General features: G+C 70.6%; 20 protein-coding genes. 16 read left to right on the plus strand and 4 right to left on the minus strand.

What is annotated here, in order from left to right:
* The 10 genes from VFZ39_RS05445 to VFZ39_RS05490 form a co-directional block, all read left to right on the plus strand.
* The coding region (locus VFZ39_RS05445; RefSeq protein ID WP_330864713.1) for a nitrate reductase subunit alpha at positions 1 to 3573 on the plus strand (3573 nt) is incomplete at its 5' end.
* Positions 3574 to 3658: 85 nt separating this feature from the next.
* The gene (narH, locus tag VFZ39_RS05450) at positions 3659 to 5314 is read left to right on the plus strand and encodes a nitrate reductase subunit beta (protein WP_330864714.1); all 1656 of its coding nucleotides are present in this window, start codon (positions 3659 to 3661) and stop codon (positions 5312 to 5314) included.
* The gene (gene narJ / locus VFZ39_RS05455) at positions 5311 to 5967 is read left to right on the plus strand and encodes a nitrate reductase molybdenum cofactor assembly chaperone (protein ID WP_330864715.1); all 657 of its coding nucleotides are present in this window, start codon (positions 5311 to 5313) and stop codon (positions 5965 to 5967) included. Before narH ends, narJ begins: the two co-directional genes overlap by 4 nt.
* Entirely contained in the window at positions 5967 to 6692 is a 726-nt protein-coding gene (narI, locus tag VFZ39_RS05460; RefSeq protein WP_330864716.1) for a respiratory nitrate reductase subunit gamma, read from the plus strand. The genes narJ and narI overlap by 1 nt, the downstream gene beginning before the upstream one ends.
* Positions 6693 to 6722: 30 nt before the next feature.
* Positions 6723 to 7064 carry a cupin domain-containing protein gene (locus VFZ39_RS05465; RefSeq protein ID WP_330864717.1) on the plus strand — a complete coding sequence of 114 codons (342 nt, stop codon included), beginning with the start codon at positions 6723 to 6725 and terminating at the stop codon, positions 7062 to 7064.
* 90 nt (positions 7065 to 7154) lie between these two features.
* Entirely contained in the window at positions 7155 to 7496 is a 342-nt protein-coding gene (locus tag VFZ39_RS05470; protein ID WP_330864718.1) for a hypothetical protein, read from the plus strand.
* Positions 7497 to 7583: 87 nt separating this feature from the next.
* The gene (locus tag VFZ39_RS05475) at positions 7584 to 8456 is read left to right on the plus strand and encodes an AAA family ATPase (protein ID WP_330864719.1); all 873 of its coding nucleotides are present in this window, start codon (positions 7584 to 7586) and stop codon (positions 8454 to 8456) included.
* Positions 8453 to 9565, plus strand: coding sequence for a vWA domain-containing protein (locus tag VFZ39_RS05480; RefSeq protein WP_330864720.1), 1113 nt, complete (start codon positions 8453 to 8455; stop codon positions 9563 to 9565). Before VFZ39_RS05475 ends, VFZ39_RS05480 begins: the two co-directional genes overlap by 4 nt.
* Complete coding sequence (locus tag VFZ39_RS05485) at positions 9558 to 10742, plus strand: XdhC/CoxI family protein (RefSeq protein ID WP_330864721.1); 1185 nt, start codon at positions 9558 to 9560, stop codon at positions 10740 to 10742. Before VFZ39_RS05480 ends, VFZ39_RS05485 begins: the two co-directional genes overlap by 8 nt.
* A 129-nt stretch (positions 10743 to 10871) precedes the next feature.
* Positions 10872 to 12059 (plus strand): transcriptional regulator, encoded by a 1188-nt coding sequence (locus VFZ39_RS05490; RefSeq protein ID WP_330864722.1) that lies wholly within the window; start codon positions 10872 to 10874, stop codon positions 12057 to 12059.
* 45 nt (positions 12060 to 12104) lie between these two features.
* Here VFZ39_RS05490 and VFZ39_RS05495 read toward each other — a convergent pair whose 3' ends face one another.
* Complete coding sequence (locus tag VFZ39_RS05495) at positions 12105 to 12449, minus strand: fluoride efflux transporter FluC (RefSeq protein ID WP_330864723.1); 345 nt, start codon at positions 12447 to 12449, stop codon at positions 12105 to 12107.
* Positions 12446 to 12826 (minus strand): fluoride efflux transporter FluC, encoded by a 381-nt coding sequence (locus tag VFZ39_RS05500; protein WP_330864724.1) that lies wholly within the window; start codon positions 12824 to 12826, stop codon positions 12446 to 12448. The genes VFZ39_RS05495 and VFZ39_RS05500 overlap by 4 nt, the downstream gene beginning before the upstream one ends.
* Positions 12827 to 12918: 92 nt before the next feature.
* Here VFZ39_RS05500 and VFZ39_RS05505 point away from each other — a divergent pair, with 92 nt between their 5' ends.
* From VFZ39_RS05505 to VFZ39_RS05530, 6 genes are all read left to right on the plus strand, one after another.
* Positions 12919 to 13389, plus strand: coding sequence for a (2Fe-2S)-binding protein (locus VFZ39_RS05505; protein ID WP_330864725.1), 471 nt, complete (start codon positions 12919 to 12921; stop codon positions 13387 to 13389).
* Positions 13386 to 15854, plus strand: coding sequence for a xanthine dehydrogenase family protein molybdopterin-binding subunit (locus tag VFZ39_RS05510; protein ID WP_330864726.1), 2469 nt, complete (start codon positions 13386 to 13388; stop codon positions 15852 to 15854). Before VFZ39_RS05505 ends, VFZ39_RS05510 begins: the two co-directional genes overlap by 4 nt.
* A complete protein-coding gene (locus VFZ39_RS05515) occupies positions 15851 to 16705 on the plus strand; it encodes an FAD binding domain-containing protein (RefSeq protein WP_330864727.1) in 855 nt (284 codons plus the stop codon). The genes VFZ39_RS05510 and VFZ39_RS05515 overlap by 4 nt, the downstream gene beginning before the upstream one ends.
* Complete coding sequence (locus tag VFZ39_RS05520) at positions 16705 to 17481, plus strand: SRPBCC family protein (protein ID WP_330864728.1); 777 nt, start codon at positions 16705 to 16707, stop codon at positions 17479 to 17481. The genes VFZ39_RS05515 and VFZ39_RS05520 overlap by 1 nt, the downstream gene beginning before the upstream one ends.
* Before the next feature lie 60 nt (positions 17482 to 17541).
* Complete coding sequence (locus tag VFZ39_RS05525; RefSeq protein WP_330864729.1) at positions 17542 to 19281, plus strand: DUF2207 domain-containing protein; 1740 nt, start codon at positions 17542 to 17544, stop codon at positions 19279 to 19281.
* 93 nt (positions 19282 to 19374) lie between these two features.
* A complete protein-coding gene (locus tag VFZ39_RS05530) occupies positions 19375 to 19935 on the plus strand; it encodes a LemA family protein (protein ID WP_330864730.1) in 561 nt (186 codons plus the stop codon).
* Between the two features lie 201 nt (positions 19936 to 20136).
* Here VFZ39_RS05530 and VFZ39_RS05535 read toward each other — a convergent pair whose 3' ends face one another.
* Positions 20137 to 20517: a RidA family protein gene (locus tag VFZ39_RS05535; RefSeq protein WP_330864731.1), complete on the minus strand. Its 381-nt coding sequence runs from the start codon at positions 20515 to 20517 to the stop codon at positions 20137 to 20139.
* A 106-nt stretch (positions 20518 to 20623) separates the two neighbouring features.
* Positions 20624 to 20794: alpha-ketoglutarate-dependent dioxygenase AlkB (locus tag VFZ39_RS05540; protein WP_330864732.1), on the minus strand; the 171-nt coding region annotated here is incomplete at its 5' end.

The following is a 20794-nucleotide window of genomic DNA, read 5'->3' on the forward strand; positions in this document are numbered from 1 at the left end:
TACTTCACCCGGGCCAAGGTGAGCGAGGACCGCCGCACCATGGTGCGCCAGGGTGGGCGCGACGCCGATGCGTTCTACCGCGATCGGTGGAGCCACGACAAGGTCGTCCGCTCCACGCACGGGGTCAACTGCACGGGATCGTGCTCCTGGAAGGTCTACGTCAAGGACGGGATCATCACCTGGGAGACACAGCAGACCGACTACCCCTCACCAGGGCCGGACCGACCCGACTACGAGCCACGGGGCTGCCCGCGCGGCGCGGCGTTCTCCTGGTACACCTACAGCCCGACGCGCGTGCGCTACCCGTACGTCCGCGGTGTGCTGCTGCAGATGTACCGCGAGGCCAAGAGCCAGCACGACGGCGACCCCGTCAAGGCCTGGGCGCACGTCGTCGACCACCCGCTGCGTGCACAGGCCTACAAGTCCGCCCGCGGCAAGGGCGGACTGGTGCGCGCGTCGTGGGACGAGGCGGTCGAGATGGTCGCCGCCGCCTACGTCCACACCATCCAGAAGTGGGGTCCCGACCGGGTCGCCGGCTTCTCGCCGATCCCGGCGATGTCGATGGTCTCCCACGCGTCCGGCGCCCGGTTCACCCACCTGATCGGCGGCTCGATGCTGTCGTTCTACGACTGGTACGCCGACCTGCCGGTCGCCTCCCCGCAGGTGTTCGGGGACCAGACCGACGTCCCCGAGTCGGGCGACTGGTGGGACGCCGGGTACCTGATGCTCTGGGGATCGAACGTCCCGGTCACCCGCACCCCCGACGCCCACTGGATGACGGAGGCCCGCTACCGCGGACAGAAGGTCGTCGTCGTCTCACCCGACTACGGCGACCACGTGAAGTTCGCGGACGACTGGCTGCCTGCGGCTCCGGGCACTGACGCGGCTCTCGCGCTGGCCATGGGGCACGTCATCCTCCAGGAGTTCTTCGTCGACCGGACCACGCCGTACTTCGACCACTACGTGAAGCGGTTCACGGACCTGCCGTACCTCGTGAAGATCACCGACGGCCGCCCCGGCAAGTTCCTCACCGCCGAGGACCTCCCGGCCCACAGCGGCGAGGAGAACGCTGCGTTCAAGACCGTGCTGCTCGACTCCGTCACCGGCGAGCCGGTGGTGCCCAACGGGTCGCTCGGTCACCGCTTCGGCGAGACCGGCATGGGCCGCTGGAACCTCGACCTCGGGGACGTCGAACCGGCCCTGTCGCCCGGGGGCGACGAGACGGCCGAGGTCCGGTTGCCGCTCTTCGGCGACGTCGACGGCAGCCCTGCCGAGACCACCGCGCGGGTGCGGGTACGCCGTGTCGGGGACCACCTCGTCACCACCGTCTACGAGCTGCTGCTGGCGCGGTACGCGACGTACACGCCCGAGTGGCAGGAACCGATCACGGGTGTCCCGGCCGCGGCGGTCACGCGGATCGCCCGCGAGTTCGCCCGCAACAGCGAGGAGTCCAAGGGCCGCTCGATGATCCTGATGGGGGCGGGCACGAACCACTGGTTCCACTCCGACACGATCTACCGGTCGTTCCTCGCGCTCACGACCCTCACCGGCTGCCAGGGCGTCAACGGCGGCGGCTGGGCCCACTACGTGGGCCAGGAGAAGGTGCGGCCGGTGACCGGCCACGCCCACCTGGCCAACGCGCTCGACTGGTCCCGCCCGCCACGCAACATGATCCAGGCGGCGTACTGGTACCTGAACACCGACCAGTTCCGCTACGACCACTTCTCCGCCGACACCCTGTCGGCCGCGACGTCGAACGGCCAGCTCGCGGGCCTGAGCAGCGCCGACGTGCTCGCCAAGAGCGCGCGGCTGGGCTGGATGCCGTCGTACCCGACGTTCAACCGGAACCCGCTCGAGCTCTGCGACGAAGCCGCGGAGGCAGGGCGTCCGGTCGGCGAGCACGTGGTCGCCGGCTTGTCGGACGGCAGCCTGCGGTTCGCCGGCGAGGATCCTGACGCGCCCGAGAACTTCCCCCGCGTGCTGGCGATCTGGCGTGCCAACCTGCTCGGGTCCTCGGCCAAGGGCAACGAGTACTTCCTCAAGCACCTGCTCGGAACCGACTCATCGCTGCGGGCGACCGAGGCGCCGGAGGGCGTGCGGCCGAAGGACGTGACGTGGGTCGACCAGGCGCCGGAGGGCAAGCTCGACCTGCTGCTCACCCTCGACTTCCGGCAGACGTCCACGACTGTGTTCTCCGACGTCGTGCTGCCGGCGGCGACCTGGTACGAGAAGCACGACCTGAGCTCCACGGACATGCACCCCTTCGTGCACTCCTTCAACCCGGCGATCGCCCCGCCGTGGCAGACCAGGACGGACTGGGACACCTTCCGGACGATCGCCCAGAAGTTCTCGGAGCTGGCCGGACCGCGACTCGGCGTGCGCAAGGACGTGGTGGCCCTGCCGCTGACTCACGACACCCCTGACGCGATGGCGACGCCGCACGGAGCGGTGCGCGACTGGAAGCTGGGGGAGTGCGACCCGGTGCCGGGCGTGACCCTTCCGAAGCTGGTCGAGGTGGAGCGCGACTACGGCGCGGTCGCCGAGAAGTATGTCGCCGTCGGGCCGTTGCTCGACACGCTCGGCACGACCACCAAGGGCGTCACGTACGACGTCAGCGCCCAAATCGGCTACCTGCGCGCGAAGAACGGCCCGGTTCGCGGGGGAGCCGCCGACGGCCGCCCGTCGCTCCAGCGCGACGTGCACGTGTGCGAGTCGATCCTGGCGCTGTCCGGCACCACCAACGGTCACCTCGCGGTCCAGGGGTTCAAGACGCTCGAGCAGCGCACCGGCGTCCAGCTGCACGACCTCGCCGCCGAGCACGAGGGGAAGCAGATCACCTTCGCCGACACCCAGGCCGCACCGGTGCCAGTGATCACCTCCCCCGAGTGGTCAGGGTCGGAGACGGGGGGCCGCCGTTACAGCCCGTTCACCATCAACGTGGAGCGACTCAAGCCCTGGCACACGCTGACCGGACGGCAGCACTTCTACCTCGACCACGACTGGATGACCGAGCTCGGCGAGGAGATGCCGGTCTACCGGCCACCGCTCAACATGGCGGCGCTGTTCTCCGAGCCACCCGTCGGTGACGTCCAGGGACCTGGCGGGCCCGCGGTGGAGGGCGTCACGGTGCGCTACCTGACCCCCCACAACAAGTGGTCGATCCACTCGGAGTACCAGGACAACCTGTTCATGCTGTCGCTGTCGCGCGGTGGCCAGACGATCTGGATGTCCGAGGCCGACGCGGCGAAGGTCGGCGTCGCGGACAACGACTGGATCGAGGCGGTGAACCGCAACGGGGTGGTGGTCGCGCGGGCGATCGTGTCGCACCGGATGCCCGAGGGCACCGTCTACATGCACCACGCGCAGGACCGGCTGATCGACGTACCCATCAGCGAGACCTCCGGCAACCGCGGCGGCATCCACAACTCCCTCACCCGGCTGCTGATCAAGCCCAGCCACGTCATCGGCGGCTATGCGCAGCTGACCTACGCCTTCAACTACCTCGGGCCCACGGGCAACCAGCGCGACGAGGTCACCGTGATCCGGAAGCGGTCCCAGGAGGTGACCTACTGATGCTGACGCGTCGAAGGACGGCGGCGGCCGGGGGTGTCGAGGCTCGCTGCGCTCGCACCTCAACCACCGGCCGAGGAGGTACGTCGTGAAGGTCATGGCCCAGATGGCGATGGTGATGAACCTCGACAAGTGCATCGGGTGCCACACCTGCTCGGTGACCTGCAAGCAGGCGTGGACCAACCGGGCCGGCACGGAGTACGTCTGGTTCAACAACGTCGAGACCCGGCCCGGCCAGGGCTACCCGCGGCGCTACGAGGACCAGGAGGAGTGGCACGGCGGCTGGACGCTCAACAAGCGCGGCCGGCTCTCCCTCAAGGCGGGCGGCCGGCTCCGGAAGCTGATGACGATCTTCTCGAACCCGAAGCTGCCGTCGATCGACGACTACTACGAGCCGTGGACCTACGACTACGCGACGCTGACCGACGCACCGGCGCAGGAGCACACGCCGGTCGCACGGCCGAAGTCGCTGATCTCCGGCAAGGACATGAAGATCGAGTGGTCGGCGAACTGGGACGACAGCCTGGGCGGATCCGCCGCGACGTACGCCAAGGACCCCGTCCTGCAGAAGATCCAGACGCAGGTGAAGCGCTCCTTCGAGGAGACCTTCATGTTCTACCTGCCGCGGATCTGCGAGCACTGCCTGAACCCGTCGTGCGCCGCGTCGTGCCCCAGCGGCGCGATCTACAAGCGCACCGAGGACGGGATCGTTCTGGTCGACCAGGACCGCTGCCGCGGCTGGCGGATGTGCGTGTCGGGCTGCCCGTACAAGAAGGTCTACTTCAACCACCGGACCGGCAAGGCCGAGAAGTGCACGTTCTGCTTCCCGCGGATCGAGGTCGGTCACCCCACGGTCTGCTCCGAGACCTGCGTCGGTCGGCTCCGCTACATCGGGCTGGTGCTGTACGACGCCGACCGGGTGCTCGAGGCAGCGAGCGTCCAGGACGAGCACGCGCTGTACGAGGCGCAGCGCGAGGTCTTCCTCGACCCGAGCGACCCGGAGGTGGTGCGTGAGGCGGAGCGGGCCGGCATCCCGCACGACTGGGTCGAGGCCGCCCAGCGCTCGCCGGTCCACGCGCTGATCCAGAAGTACCGGGTCGCGCTGCCGCTCCACCCGGAGTACCGCACGATGCCGATGGTCTGGTACATCCCCCCGCTCTCGCCCGTCGTCGACGTGGTGCGCGACACCGGCGAGGACGCCGAGGACCGCGGCAACCTGTTCGCGGCGATCGAGGCGCTGCGGATCCCGATCGAGTACCTCGCCGAGCTGTTCACCGCCGGCGACCCCGAGCCGGTGGACCGGGTGCTGCGCACGCTCGCGGCGATGCGTTCCTACATGCGCGACCTCAACCTCGGCCGCGACCCCGACAGCTCGATCCCGGCGTCGGTCGGCATGTCCGAGGAGGACATGTACGACATGTACCGGCTGCTCGCGCTGGCCAAGTACGACGAGCGCTACGTGATCCCGTCGGCGCACACCGAGCAGGCGCACGCGCTGGAAGAGCTGGCCACCGACTGCCCCGTCAGTGATTACGGCGGCGGCAACCCCGAGATCTTCGGCGAGGGCTCCGGCTCGCAGACACCGCTGGCGGTCGAGAACTTCCGGATGCTGCAGGACCGCCAGACCAGCGACACGCTGGCCTCGCCGGACGACAAGGCGGCGCGCGTCAACCTCCTGAACTGGGACGGGAAGGGCAATCCTGAAGGGCTCTTCCCGCCGCGCGACGACGAGGCCCAGTCATGAGCCGGCGCACCGCCTGGCAGTGCGCCTCGCTGCTGCTGGACTACCCGACCGAGGAGCTGCTCGGCCGGCTGCCCGCGATCCGGACCGCGGCCGCCGCGCTCCCGGAGAGGCTCGCGTCGCCACTGCTCGGGTTCGTCGACCATCTGGTCGGCTCCGACGTCGCGGAGCTGCAGGCGGCGTACGTCGACACGTTCGACGACCGGCGACGCTGCAACCTCTTCCTCACCTACTTCGCCCACGGCGACACCCGCAAGCGCGGGATGGCCCTGCTGCGGTTCAAGCAGGCCTACCTCGCCGCCGGCGTGGTCCCTGACGACGCCGAGCTCCCCGACCACCTGTCGGTGGTGCTGGAGTTCGCCGCGACCGTCGACCCCGACGTCGGCTACCAGCTGCTCGAGGACCACCGCGCCGGGCTCGAGGTCCTGCGGATGTCGCTGCGCGACCTCGGCTCGCCGTACGCCGCAGTCCTGGAGGCGGTGTGCGCGACGCTCCCGGCGTTGCGGGGGGACGAGTGGAACGCCGTACGACGGCTCGCCGCCGAAGGACCGCCGGAGGAGGAGGTCGGGCTCACGCCGTACGGCACGCCCGGCTTCGATCCCGCCCTGACCGACCGCTCGGTCGACCTGCCGATGCCCACCGTGAGGGGTGCGTGATGGATCAGCTGCTCTGGGTCGTCTTCCCCTACATCTGCCTCAGCGTGTTCGTGGTCGGCCACTTCTGGCGCTACCGCTACGACAAGTTCGGCTGGACCACCCGGTCCTCCCAGCTCTACGAGGACCGGCTGCTCCGGCTGGGCTCGCCGTTGTTCCACTTCGGCATGCTCGGCGTTGTCGGTGGGCACATCCTGGGGCTGCTGGTGCCGCGCTCGTGGACCGAGGCGATCGGGATCAACGACCACGTCTACCACTACATCGCCCTGGCCGGCGGTGTGCCGGCCGGGATCGCAGCCACCGTCGGGATGATCATCCTGATCTACCGGCGGCGCACGGTGGGGCCGGTCTTCTCGGCGACCACGCCCATGGACAAGGTCATGTACTTCTTCCTCGGCCTGGTGATCGTGCTGGGCATGTGGAACACCATCGCCGCCTCGATCTTCACGATCGGCGGGGAGTACAACTACCGGGAGGGCGTCTCCGTCTGGTACCGCTCGTTCCTCGCGTTCCAGCCCGACGCGTCCTTGATGGCCGACGCGCCGATCGGCTTCCAGCTGCACGCGTTGACGGCGTTCGTCCTCTTCGCGCTGTGGCCGTTCACCAGGCTGGTGCACGTCTTCTCCGCCCCGGTCGGCTACCTCACGCGGCCCTACATCGTTTACCGCTCCCGCGACGCGCAGCTGGGCTCCCACACCCCACGACGCGGCTGGGACCGTGTGAGCTGACATGTCCTTCCATCCCGAACGGAGCCGCGCATGAGCACCACGTCCCTCACCACCCTGGCCGAGGAGCAGCTCGCCAGGGCCCAGTCGGCCAGCAGCGGTCGCTCCGCGGTGACCGTCTACGGCGGCCAGCAGCACGACCTGAGGCAGACCCTGATCGCGCTCGCCGTCGACCGGCGGCTCGGGGAGCACGAGGCGCCCGGCGAGGCGACCCTCCAGGTGCTCCGCGGTCGGGTCCGGCTCACGGCGGGTGACGACCACTGGGACGGGGTCGAGGGCGACCACACCGTGATCCCGTCCGCACGCCACGACCTGCTGGCGATGACCGACGCGGTCGTGCTGCTCACCGTGGCGACCCGGGGGACGCGCGGTTGACGACGTTCTGACCGGGCTGTTCGTAGAAGGACGAGGGAGCAGCTGCCTGAGGAGCCTGCGACGCCAGGGGCTGGGGGTAGCGTCTCGGGAGTGGTGACTGTGGACGCACTGACGCGGCGCGGGTGGGCGGCGCTGAGCAGCGCTCTCGCTGCAGTCACGCTCGCGGTGTACGTCGCGGTCATCGTGGGCGAAGGCGATGACTCGTTCTGGGAAGTCTTCCCATGGCTGGTGCTGATGCTGGTGAGCTTGTGTGCTGCCGTGCTTGCGGCTGTCGCCCGCGACTCGCGGGTGCGCCAGGCGTTCGCGCTCGCAGCGGTCGTCCTGCTGGCGGTCCTCGGCTTGGTCAGCATCTTCAGTGTCGGGCTCGGTTTCCTTCTGGCTGCGGTTGCGGCGGGCATGGCAGCGGTCGGAGAGAAACCGAAGCCTGCCTGAACTTCGGCTGGTACCGACGGCAGGGCCGCCGACAGGGTCTGGGCCGGATCCAACCTTGCGCCTACACCGGGCCCGTAGCCTTGTGGCATGGAGTCCAGCGCCGAGATCGCCTCGCGGCTCGCCGCGACCGGCTACCTCGCCGACGACGAGCTGGCGACGGTCGTCTTCCTCGCGCTGCGGATGCAGCGGCCGTTGCTCGTGGAGGGCGAGCCCGGCACCGGCAAGACCGCGCTGGCGGAGGCGCTGGCGGAGGCGCTCGACCTGCCCCTGATCCGGCTGCAGTGCTACGAGGGCATCGACGCGACCCAGGCGCTCTACGACTGGGACTTCCCGCGGCAGATCCTCCACCTGCGAGCGCTCGAGGCGGTGCCGGGTGAGACGACCGACGTCGAGGAGGCCGAGAAGAGCCTGTACGACGAGCGGTTCCTGCTCGCCCGACCCGTGCTCCAGGCACTGAAGCAGGCGCCGGCGGTGCTGCTCGTCGACGAGGTCGACCGAGCCGACGACGAGTTCGAGGCGTTCCTGCTGGAGGTGCTCTCGACCTACCAGGTGAGCATCCCCGAGCTCGGGACGGTCGCCGCCGCCGAGCCGCCGATCGTCGTCCTCACCTCCAACCGCACCCGTGAGCTGCACGACGCGCTGAAGCGCCGTTGCCTCTACCACTGGGTGGAGCACCCCGGTCTCGAGCGCGAGCTGGAGATCGTCCGGAGCCGTGCGCCCGAGGTGGCCGAGGCCCTCGGCCGGCAGGTCGTGTCGACGGTCCAGCAGCTGCGCGGTCGAGACGACCTGCTCAAGCCGCCGGGCGTCGCGGAGACCCTCGACTGGGCGCGGGCCCTCCATCACCTGGGAACCCAGGACCTCGACCTAGAGTCGGCCGCCACCACGCTCGGCGCGCTCGTGAAGTACCGCGAGGACCGCGACCGCGTGAAGCAGGCCCTGGACCGGATGCTGGCGCAATGAGCACCGTGACCCGGCCCCCGGAAGCGATCCTGCTCGGCTTCACGCGAGCGCTGCGTGCGGCCGGCGTCGCCGTGACACAGGACCGCGCACACGGGTTCCTCGCCGCCACCGCGCTGACCGGTCTCGACGACCGCCGCGGCACCTACTGGGCAGGACGGGCGACCCTGTGCGCCGGACCCGACGACCTCCAGCGCTACGACCAGGTCTTCGACGCCTACTTCAACGGCCGGGAGGGCCTGCCGAGGGCGCGTCCGGCCAGCCGGTCGCAGCCGCCGGTGTCGGTCTTCCCGGAGCAGGAGCCCGAGGGCGGGGAGAGCGAGTCGGACGACGACGCAGTGCGCGCCCTGGCGAGCGCGACCGAGGTGCTCAAGCACCGCGACGTGGCCGGGTTGTCCGCCGCCGAGAGGCAACGGCTGGCCGCGCTGTTCGCCCGGTTGACGTGTCGACCACCGGTCCGGCGTACGGCCCGGCACCGGCGGTGGCACCGAGGTCGGATCGACGCCCATCGGACGTTGCGCGAGAGCCTGCGCCGGATGGGGGAGCCGGCCGACATCGCTTGGCGCCGCCGCAGCACCCGGCCGCGCCGCGTGGTGCTGCTGGTCGACGTGTCCGGATCGATGAGCGGGTACGCCGACGCGCTGCTCCGTCTCGCACACCGCTGGACCCAGACCGGCGGCCGGGTCGTGGAGACGTTCACGGTCGGCACCCGGCTCACGCACATCACGCGCGCGATGCGGCTGCGGGACCCCGATCGGGCGATCGTGGCTGCGGGTGAGACCGTGCCCGACTGGTCCGGCGGCACCCGGCTCGGCGAGACGATCCAGATCTTCCTGACCCGCTGGGGGCAGCGCGGCCTGGCGCGCGGCGCCGTGGTCGTCGTCTTCAGCGACGGCTGGGAGCGCGGTGACCCGGCCCTGCTCGCCGAGCAGCTGGCGCGGCTGCAGCGGATCGCCCACCGCGTGATCTGGGTGAACCCGCATCGCGGCAAGTCCGGCTACGAGCCGGTGCAGGCCGGGGTGCTCGCCGCGCTGCCCTTCTGCGACGAGTTCGTCGCGGGTCACTCCCTGTCCACCTTTGCTGATCTGACGGAGCTGGTGTCTCGTGCGTGATGTGCTGCCTGAGCTGATGACCTGGTGGGAGGCCGGCGAGACGATCGGCGTCGGCACGGTGGTCGCCACCTTCCAGTCCGCGCCGCGCCCTCCCGGCGCGTCGATGCTGGTCGGCCCGGACGGGTCGGCGGTCGGCTCGGTCTCCGGCGGTTGCGTCGAGGGAGCGGTCTACGAGCTGGCCCAGTCGGTCATCGAGTCCGGCGAGCCGGTCCTGGAGCGGTACGGGGTCTCCGACGACGACGCGTTCGCCGTCGGGCTGACCTGCGGCGGGATCCTTGACGTGTACGTCGAGAAGGTCAGCCGCGAGTCGTTCCCCGAGCTCGGCGAGATCGCCGCCGACATCGGCGCCGGCCGGCCGGTGGCAGTGGCGACCGTGATCGAGCACCCCGACCCGGCACGGCTGGGCCGCCGGCTGGTGATCCGCCCCGACGACTCGGTAGTCCCCGACTCTTTGGCTGCCGCCAGCCCGGTTCTTCGACCGCAGCGTCGGGGAGTATCGGGGTCACTGGGCAGCCAGCGCGCCGACGACGCGGTCCATGACGACGTCCTCGGGTTGCTGGCTGCGGGACACAACGCCACGCTCACCTACGGTCCTGACGGGGAGCGGCGCGGCGAGGGGATGCGGGTCTTCGTCTGGGCGTTCGCGCCCAAGCCGCGGATGCTGGTCTTCGGCGCGATCGACTTCGCCGCGGCTGTGGCGAGGGTCGGCAGCTTCCTCGGTTACCACGTGACGGTCTGCGACGCCCGCCCCGTGTTCGCCACGAGGAGCCGGTTCCCGGACGCCGACGAGGTGGTCGTCGACTGGCCGCACCGGTTCCTCGACGCCGAGGTCGAGGCGGGCAGGGTCGACCAGCGCACGGTCATCACGGTGCTGACCCACGACCCCAAGTTCGACGTCCCGCTGCTCGAGGTCGCGCTCCGGCTCCCGGAGGAGCGCCGGCCGGCGTACGTCGGGGCGATGGGCAGCCGCCGCACCCACGACGACCGGCTGGCCCGGCTGCGCGAGGCCGGCCTGACCGACAAGGAGATCGAGCGGCTCTCCAGCCCGATCGGACTCGACCTCGGCGCCCGGACGCCGGAGGAGACCGCGATCAGCATCGCTGCGGAGATCGTGGCGCTGCAGTGGGGCGGGTCGGGCGACCGGCTGGCGGAGCGGGACGGCCGGATCCACCACTGAGATCTCGCGCAGCCTGACCAGACATTCGTTGAGCGCGGTCGCGCGCGGCGCTACGGTGACGAGCATCAGCACTCAGCCGGGGCAGACATGAGCGAAGCGCACGACCTTCAGTCTCGACGGCTTCAGGCTGTGCGCGCATGGACCTCCTTCATCGAGCGGGCCGACGGGGTCGCCGAGGTGCGTCCGGAGATCCTGCGCAGCTGGGAGCTCTCCGGGACCGTCTCGCCGGACGTGCGTCAGGCGCCGCTGGCCGACGAGGCCGAGACCGCGGCGTACTTCCAGGGCTCTCCCTTGCAGATCGCGGTCGAGCGGGTCGAGGAGGACCTCCGCAAGACCGCGGAGGACGGCGACCTGGTGCTCGCGGTCACCGACTCGCAGACCCGGGTGCTCTGGACGTACGGCGGCCGGGTGATGCGTCGGAAGGCCGAGAGCGTGAACTTCGTCCCCGCCGGCCGCTGGGACGAGGCGAGCGTCGGCACCAACGCGCTGGCCATCTCGATGCGCACCGGCGAGCCGGCGATGGTGTTCAGCGCCGAGCACTACGCGCCGATCGTGCACAACTGGGTGTGCTGGGCAGCGCCGCTCCACGACCCGGTGTCGGGCGAGCAGATCGGCGTCATCGACCTGTCGACGACGTGGGACCGAACCCACCCGATCGGCCTCGCCACCGCGCGCGTGCTCGCGCGCTTGATCGAAGGGGCGATGCCGCACTCGCGCCAGTGGCGCTCCAGCTCCGGGCTGGCTCCGAGCGAGCCGGGCCTGACCCTGTCCGTGCTCGGCACGGCCGAGGCCTGGCTGGACGGGCAGCGGCTGCTGCTCAACCGCCGGCAGACCGAGATCCTCGCCGTGCTCTGCCTCCACCCGGAGGGACTGTCGCTCGAGCGGCTCCACGCGATGGTGTACGGCGACCAGGCCGTGACCGTCTCGACCCTCAAGGCCGAGGTCTCGCACCTGCGTGCCGCGCTCGGCGGGCAGCTCGCCTCCCGGCCGTACCGGTTGATGATGCCCGTGCAGACCGACGTCGAGGACGTGCTCGCGCTGCTCGGCCGGGGCGACGTGCGGGGTGCCGTCCTGGCGTACGGCGGCGACCTGCTGCCCGGCACGAACGCGCCCGAGCTCGCAGAGCTCGGCGAATACCTCGCGGTGAGCATGCGCGAGGCGCTGCTCGCCGACCCCGACCCGGCCGCCGTGCTCCGCTACGGCGAGCTGGCGCCCTACGACACCGAGGTCGTCGAGCGGTGCCTCGCCGCCCTGGGTGAGCGGGACCATCCGGCCAAGCCGCTGCTCAAGGGGCGGTTGGCCGCGGCGGGGCGCTGATCGCCAGCAGGGCACCCCAACCCGTGACTCGGCGCTTGCTTGACGTCAAGCAAGCGCCGCGGACCACCACCCGAGGGCGAACGCCGCGCCTGCGAGCACGAGGGACGCCGCCACGTTGAGCAGCGCCGCACTGCGACGGCCGTTGCGGTCGAGCAGCACCGTCTCCAGGGCGAACGCCGAGTAGGTGGTCAGCCCGCCCGCGACGCCGGTGCCCAGCAGGGTGAAGACCCAACCGTCCGTCGACGCCGCGACGACACCGAGCAGCAGGCTGCCCGCGACGTTGACGACCAGGGTCGCCCACGGGAAGTGGGTCGCCGAGAGCCAGCGGTTCACGGCGAAGCGCAGCACCGCGCCGCAGGCTCCGCCCGCCATGACGAGGAGGACCGTCACGACGTCCCCCTCCGGAGCCGGCGGCCGGCGACCAGCCCGACCGAAGCCGCCACCAGACACGTCACGAGCGTCCCCCCGACGTACGCCGTGAGCGACACCGGCTCCCCCAGCAGGTCGTGGGCGTCGAGCAGGTGGGTGGAGAAGGTGGTGTACCCGCCCAGGAAGCCCACGCCCAGCAGCAGACGCAGCCGCGGGTGCCGCACGAAGAGCCAACCGGCGAGCACTCCGATCGCGAGACTGCCCGACACGTTGGCGGTGAACGTGCCCCACGGTGCCGGTGTGACTTCGGCGAGCCCCCACCGGGCGAGCGAGCCGAGAGCGCCGCCGAGGCCGACGAGCACGACGTCCAGCGGCGTCGTCGGGGGGTGCTGTGACACCGCGACAGGTTAGTGGAGCCAACCGTCCACCAACCTGTGCGGCATAGCGTGACCCACACCACAGGTCCGCCTATGCCAGGAGGAGCGCGTCCATGGCTCGCATCACCCTCACGGTCGACGGAGCACAGGTCTCCGACGACGTCGAACCCCGCATGCTGCTGGTGCAGTACCTGCGCGAGAAGCTCGGGAAGACCGGAACCGTCGTCGGCTGCGACACCAGCAACTGCGGTGCCTGCACCGTGCACCTCGACGGCCGGAGCGTGAAGTCCTGCAACGTGCTCGCCGTCCAAGCCGACGGGCACGAGGTCACCACGATCGAGGGCCTCGCCGACGGCGATCGGCTGCACCCGGTGCAGGAAGCCTTCCGGGAGTGTCACGGCCTCCAGTGCGGGTTCTGCACGCCCGGCATGATCATGCAGGCGGTCGACCTGCTCAACGACAACCCGAGTCCCACCGAGGAGGAGGTGCGGCTCGGTCTCGAGGGCAACCTGTGCCGCTGCACCGGCTACCACAACATCGTCGAGAGCGTGCTGCACGCCGCGAAGGGTGGTGTGACGGCATGACCGCGACCCAGGAGCGGCCGTCCGCCGAGATCGGTCGCGACCGGCGCCGCAAGGAGGACCAGCGCCTGATCACCGGCCGCACCCGCTGGACCGACAACATCACGCTGCCGGGGATGCTTCACCTGGCGATGGTCCGCAGCCCGTTCGCACACGCGACCATCACCAGCATCGACACGTCCGCCGCCCGGCAGGCGCCGAATGTGATCGCGGTGTTCACCGGGCGGGATGTCGCGGACGAGCAGGGCAGCATCCCCACGGCGTGGAACATCACCACCGAGCAGAAGTCGCCACCCCACCCGCCGATCGCTGTCGATCGGGTCGCCTTTGCCGGCGAGATCGTGGCCGTCGTGGTGGCGCGCACCGCCGCCGAGGCCCGCGACGCCGCCGAGCTGGTCGATGTCGACTACGCGGAGCTGCCTGCGGCGCTGGACCTCAAGGAAGCGGCCGAGGACGCGGTTCTCGCGCACCCCGATCTCGGCACCAACAAGTCAGCGTTCTGGCAGTTCGACTCCGCCGACGCCGGGACCGGGGGTCGCGTGGACGAGGCGATCGCGGCCGCTCGCCAGGACGGCATCGTGATCGAGCGGGAGTACCGCCAGCAACGGCTGATCCCCTCGTTCATGGAGCCGCGCTCCTTCGTGTGCGACCCGACGGGCGAGCAGACTGTGCTGTGGTCCGCGACCCAGATCCCGCACATCACACGCTTCTTCCTCGCCGCCGTGCTCGGCATCCCCGAGAGCAAGATCCGGGTGATCGCGCCGGACGTCGGCGGTGGCTTCGGCGGCAAGTTGCAGACCGTCCCCGAGGAGATGATCGCCGTCCTCCTCGCCCGACGCCTGGGCAAGCCCTGCAAGTACACCGAGACCCGCTCCGAGTCGCTGCTGGCCGCGCACCACGGTCGCGACCAGTGGCAGCGGCTGACGCTCGCCGCGAACAAGGACGGCACGGTGACCGGTCTCAAGGTCGACCTTCTGGCCGACCTCGGCGCCTACGCGGGCACCGTCGGAGGCGGCGTACCGATCCTGGGCGCCTTCATGTTCAACGCCATCTACAAGTTCCCCGCGTACCAGTTCAACTGCACGAACGTCTACACCAACAAGACGCTCACCGACGCCTACCGGGGCGCGGGACGTCCGGAGGCGACGTACGCGATCGAACGGCTCATGGACGAGCTCGCCGTCGAGCTCGGAGTCGACCCGCTCGAGATCAGGGAGCGGAACTGGATCAAGCACGAGGAGTTCCCGTTCACGACCGTCGCGGGAATGGAGTACGACTCGGGCAACTACGAGGCGGCCACCGCCCGGGCGAAGGAGATGTTCGGGTACGACGAGCTGCGGGCGGAGCAGCAGCGTCGTAGAGACGCCGGCGACCGGGTGCAGCTCGGGATCGGTGTCTCGACCTTCACCGAGATGTGCGGCCTGGCGCCGTCCCGCGTGCTCGGCGCCCTGAACTACGCCGCAGGCGGCTGGGAGCACGCGTCGATCAGGTTCGGCGGCACCGGCAAGGTCGAGGTCGTCACCGGCGCGAGCGCCCATGGCCAGGGCCATGAGACGGCGTACAGCCAGATCGTCGCCGACCGGCTCGGCGTGGCGTTCGAGGACATCGAGGTGCTGCACGGAGACACCCAGATCTCGACGAAGGGCTATGACACCTACGGCTCGCGGTCACTCGTCGTGGGCGGCGAGGCGCTCGTGCTGGCCGCCGACAAGGTGATCGAGAAGGCGAAGCCGATCGCCGCGCACCTGCTGGAGGCGTCGGCAGACGACATCGAGTTCTCCGGGGGCCGGTTCTCGGTCAAGGGCACCGACCAGGGCATGGCCATCGGCGAGGTCGCGACCGCGGTGTTCGCCGCGCACAACCTGCCCGACGGCGTCGAGGCGACCATCGACGCCGATGCGACGTTCGACCCGGTCAACTTCTCTTTCCCGCACGGCACCCACCTGTGCGCGATGGAGGTCGACACCGAGACCGGCGAGGTCAAGATGCGCAAGTACGTCGCGTGCGACGACATCGGCAACATCATCAACCCGTTGATCGTCGCGGGGCAGGTCCACGGAGGGCTGGTCCAGGGCATCGCGCAGGCGCTCTGGGAGGAGGCGGTGTACGACGACGCAGGGACCCTGGTCTCCGGCTCGTTCGTCGACTACCTGCTGCCGACCGCCGCCGACACCATCAGCTTCGACATCGACCACACCACCTCTCCTTCCACGACCAACTCGCTGGGCACGAAGGGGGTCGGCGAAGCAGGCACGATCGCCTCGACCCCCGCGGTGGTGAACGCCGTCGTCGACGCGATCCGCCACTTCGGGGTGTCCGACATCCAGATGCCGTGCACGCCCGAGCGGGTGTGGAAGGCGATCAGCTCCGCCGGCGGCGGAGGGGACGACCCGACGGAGGGCGCGGCGATGCCGCACTTCGACCGGTCGGAACCCGGACAGGACTCCACGGAAGGAGCAGGCGCATGATCCCCGCACCGTTCGACTACGTGGCCCCGACCTCGGTCGACGAGGCACTAGCCGCGCTCGCCCAGCACGGGGACGACGCGAAGATCATCGCCGGCGGGCAGAGCCTGCTACCGGTGCTCCGGATGCGCCTGAACGCGCCGGAGATGGTGATCGACCTCGGCCGGATCGACAGCCTGCGCGGTATCCGGGACGAGGGGGCCGCGATCGTGATCGGCGCGATGACGACCCACCACGACGTCCGCACCAACGACCTGGTCCGTCAGCACGCCCGGCTGGTCACCGAGGCGACCACCGAGCTCGCCGACGAGCAGGTCCGGCACCGTGGCACCTTCGGCGGAGCCCTCGCGCACGCCGACCCCGCGGGCGACCTCGGAGCGCCTGCTCTGGCGCTGGGGGCGGAGTTCGTGATCGCCGGCAGCGGTGGGACGCGCACGGTGGCGGCGTCCGACTTCTTCGTGGACCTCTTCGAGACCGCCATCGGCGACGACGAGATCCTGACCGAGGTACGGATCCCCAAGCACACCGGCTGGGGCGCCCACTACGAAAAGTTCGTCCGGATCAAGCACCAGTGGCCGATCGTCGCGGTCGCCGCAGCGGTCCGCGTCGACGGCGGCACCATCGCCGAGGCACGGGTCGGCTTGACGAACATGGGCAACACGCCGCTGCGTGCCGCCGCGGTGGAGGCCGCGCTGGTGGGCGCCGCCGCCACCGAGGACGGCATCCGGGACGCAGCGTCGAGAGCGGCCGAGGGCACCGACCCGCCGGCGGACCTCAATGGCGACAGCGAGTACCGCAGGCACCTCGCGACCGTCCTGACCCGTCGGGCCGTCCTGAAGGCCGCCACCGGCTGATGGAGCTCGAGCACAGGTTCACGGTCCCGGCCGGCCTCGAGAAGACCTGGGCGCACTTCAACGACATCGAGGGCGTCGCGGGCTGCTTCCCCGGCGCCACGGTGACCGAGGCCGACGCGGAGTCGTTCTCGGGAACCGTCAAGGTCAAGCTCGGCCCGATCGCACTCGTCTACAACGGCACCGGCACGTTCGTGGAGAAGGACCAGGCCGCGCACCGGCTGGTCATCGATGCCAAGGGCAAGGACAAGCGTGGCAACGGGACGGCCGGGGCGCTGGTCACCCTGCTCATGACCGATGCCGGGAACGGCTCAACCGACGTCGCGGTGACCACCGACCTCTCCATCACCGGCAAGGCCGCCCAGTTCGGTCGAGGCAACGTCATCAAGGACGTCTCCGACAAGCTGCTCGGTCAGTTCGTGACCTGTCTCGAGCAGCAGCTCACCGACGGCGGCCCCACCGACGCACCCCCGGGGGCGGGGTCCGCCCCGGCTCCGCCCTCGGGGGATGCCACCGACGAACCCGCCCCCGCAGGCAGCGCACCCGCTTCCGCGGAGCCCGCGGCCCAGGCGACACCGGCCGCGGGGGAGTCCGTGGAGCAGCCGACACCTCCGGAGCAGCCCCAGCAGCCCGTGCCAGCCATGGCGCGGCGCCAGTCCGACGACGCCCTCGACCTCGGGTCGACCGTGCTCCCGGTGCTGGTGCGGGCGTACTGGAAGCCCGTGGTCGTGGTCCTCGTCGTGCTGCTGGTGATCATCTACCTGCTCTTCCGCGACTGACCCGGCGACGTACCGTCCCTTGCCTGCCTCGCCGGAGGTCGCGACCGTAGGCTGCGACCCGTGAAGCGTGTCGTGGTCGGCGTCCTGGGGCTCGTCGTCCTCGGAGCGGCGGTGCTGTTCCCCTCGTGGGTGTTCGACCTGGCCTCGCCGGGCGACGTGGCCGAGCCGACGACGATCACCCGCTATGTCGCCAGGTTCACGGTCGACCCCGACGGCACGATGCGCGCCGTCGAGACCATCGACGTGCGGGTCTCGACGAACGACCGACACGGGATCTTCCGGTTCTTCGACCGGGCCGACCGGAGCGCACCGCACCTGCGACGCGATCCGTACGACGTCGGCGTGCTGCAGGACGGGGAGCCCGCCCAGGTCGAGCTCCTCACCGAGGACCACGGCCGGTTCCTCGTCGCCAAGATCGGCGACCCGGACCGCACCTTGACGCAGGGCGTGCACACGTATCGGATCAGCTACGCCGTCGACGACGTGCTGATCGACGACCCCGGCGGTGAGGGATCCCGGTTCTACTGGCAGGTGCTGCCGGGCGGCTGGGCCCAAGACGTACAGCTTTTCAGGGCCAGCGTCCGGCTGCCGACGAATTCGACGGACCTCCAGTGCGCGATCGGCACTGGGACCACCAGTCCCTGCCCCTGGCTCACTGGCGAGGGGAGCGAGGTGGTCCGGCTCGGGCCTTTCGGGACCGAGGCATTCACACCGGCGACGGTCCAAGCCGACCTGGCGACGCCCGTGCCCCCGCTCAAGGGTGAGGAGTTCGCCTGGGGGCCGGAGTACGACCCGGTGCTCGGCCCGGTGCCGGTCCTCGTGCTGGTGGTGATCGCGGGACTGGGCGCACTGGTGGTCGGGCTCTGGTTGAGCTACCGGGTCTTCGAGCGCACGCCGCCGTTCCCGCTCCAGTACGCACCGCCGCCGGGGATCGGGCCGGCGCAGGCGGCGTACGTCCTGCACGAGCGGGTGGGCCGGGAGCAGTTCGTCGCGACCGTCCTGCACGCCGCCGAGCAGGGGGTCGTGGAGCTGCAGCGCGGGGGCGACACCTGGACGATCCGCGACCGGGGCGACTGGGGCCGGCTCGACCCGGTCTCGTCCGGACTCGCGTCGCTCACCGGAAGCACTGGGAGCTTCAGTGCCAGCGCGGGCGGGGTCAGCGCGGGGCAGCGCCTCAAGGAGCAGCTCGACCGGTTCGAGGACGACGTCGAGCAGTGGGCACGGCGGGAGCGTCTGGTCGTGCGCGGGCCGCTCGGTGGTGTCGGCGGCGCACTGGTGGTCGTGTCGTTCTGCGCCGCCATCGCGATCGGGGTGACCGCCCTCTTCGGGATGTCGCTGCTCGCGATCGTGCCCGGCTTGTTCGCAGTCGGTGCCGTGGGGCTGCTGATGCCGGGTTCCGGCACTCTGCGCAGCCGGACCGGACGCGACCTGTGGTCCCGGGTCGGCGGCTTCGAGCGGGTGCTCGCCACGCCGTCGAGCAAGGATCGGTTCGACTTCTCCGGCCGGGAGGAGCTCTACACGGCGTACCTGCCGTGGGCGGTCGCGTTCGGTGTCGCCTCCCAGTGGGCGGCGAAGTACCGCACCGAGACCGGCGTCGAGCCGCCGGTGCCGGCCTACTTCGCCGGCGGGTACGCCGGGAGCGACCCGGGCGCCCATGTGACCCACCTCGTGCACGACTTCTCCAGCACCGTGGACTCCGCGATCGGCTCCTACCAGGCGACCCAGAGCTCCTCCAGCGGTGGCGGTGGCGGCTTCTCCGGTGGCGGAGGCGGGGGAGGTGGCGGAGGCGGCTCCTGGTGAGCCGTCCGTGCGTCACAATGCAGGCACCTGGCTGGGGGCACCTGGCTGGGTGGCACCCGGCGCCGCCGGGCCTGACCAGAGCGGGAGACACCCATGACCATCGTCCTGATCCTCGGCGCGCTGATCGTCGTGCTGCTGCTGTTCGCCGTGGTGGCGTTCAACCGGCTGCGCACGAGCGACATCGCCGCGCAGGAGGCACTCGGCGGGATCGACGTCCAGCTGACCCGTCGGGCCGACCTGATCCCGAACCTGGTCGAGACCGTCAAGGGCTACGCCGCTCACGAGAAGGGCGTGTTCGAGGCGGTGACCGAGGCGCGGGCGGGGGTCCAGAAGGCGGCCGCGGGGGACGACGTCCCGGCCAAGGCCGCGGCCGACGCGCAGCTGCAGAGCGCGCTGGTCAACCTCAATGCGGTCGCCGAGGCCTACCCCGACCTCAAGGCGAACCAGAACTTCCAGGACCTCCAGCGGCAGCTCGCCGAGACCGAGGACCAGGTCTCGTTCGCCCGGCAGTACTACAACGACGCGGTCCGATCGCTGAACACGCTGGTCGCGACCATCCCGTGGCTGCTGTTCGCTCCGATGGCTCGAGTCCGGGCGCGCGAGTTCTACGAGGCGCCCGAGGGACACGAAGAGGTGCCGAAGGTCAGCTTCTGACTGCCACACCCGGACACCTGCCGAGGAGCGGACACGCCCGATGGGCGGGCGATGCGACCGGCCAGGACGTCATACGTTCTGGGCGCTATGAAGACCGATACGTATGACGATGCGGCGTACGGATCTGCCGTTGAGCGGGTCGTGCGCTGAGCGGACCCGGCGCCAGCGTCCGTGACCCTGGGGGCCACCCGACTTGTGTTCTCACTCGCCGATCGCGGTCATCCGGATGGAGACGAGAAGGCCGGGGATCTCGGCGCCGAGCTTGGCGGCGTAGCGAGCGGGCGGATCTGCCGGGAACCAGCGGGCGTACTCCTCGTTCATGCCGTCGAAGTCCGTCGGATCCGTGAGGAGGATTCCGACCTCGACGACATCGTCCAGGGTCGCACCACCGGCCTGCAGGATGGCACGGCAGTTCACGAGAGCCTGCCGGGTCTGTTCCTGGATGCTGTCGCCGGCGAGGGCCCGTGTCTCCGGGTCGATCCCGGTCGTCCCTGAGACGTAGATGTGTGACCCGGCCCTGACAGCTTGAGCGAAGAGGGGGGAGCTCGGGGCGTTCGGGGTCGAGATGATGTGGCGCGGCATGGGCGTCTCCCTGATGGCTCGCCGCATCCTATCGAGCACTTCGGTGTGGGTGGGAGGCCGACGCCGCTCGCTCATTCCGCGTTCCGTGCGGACACCGCTGAGCCGGTCAGAAGACGTTGAACGGGCGGAACTGCACCGAGACGCGTGGGCCGGCGTGGGCGACCTTGGGCACCGCGTGCTCCCACGTGCGCTGGCAGGACCCGCCCATGACGAGCAGGTCGCCGTGGCCGAGGGTGAAGGCGATGGACGACCCGCCGCCCCGCGGCCTCAGCAGGAG

Origin of the sequence: Nocardioides sp., from assembly GCF_036374615.1 — a bacterium.
In the GTDB taxonomy this organism is placed as follows: Bacteria; Actinomycetota; Actinomycetes; order Propionibacteriales; family Nocardioidaceae; genus Nocardioides.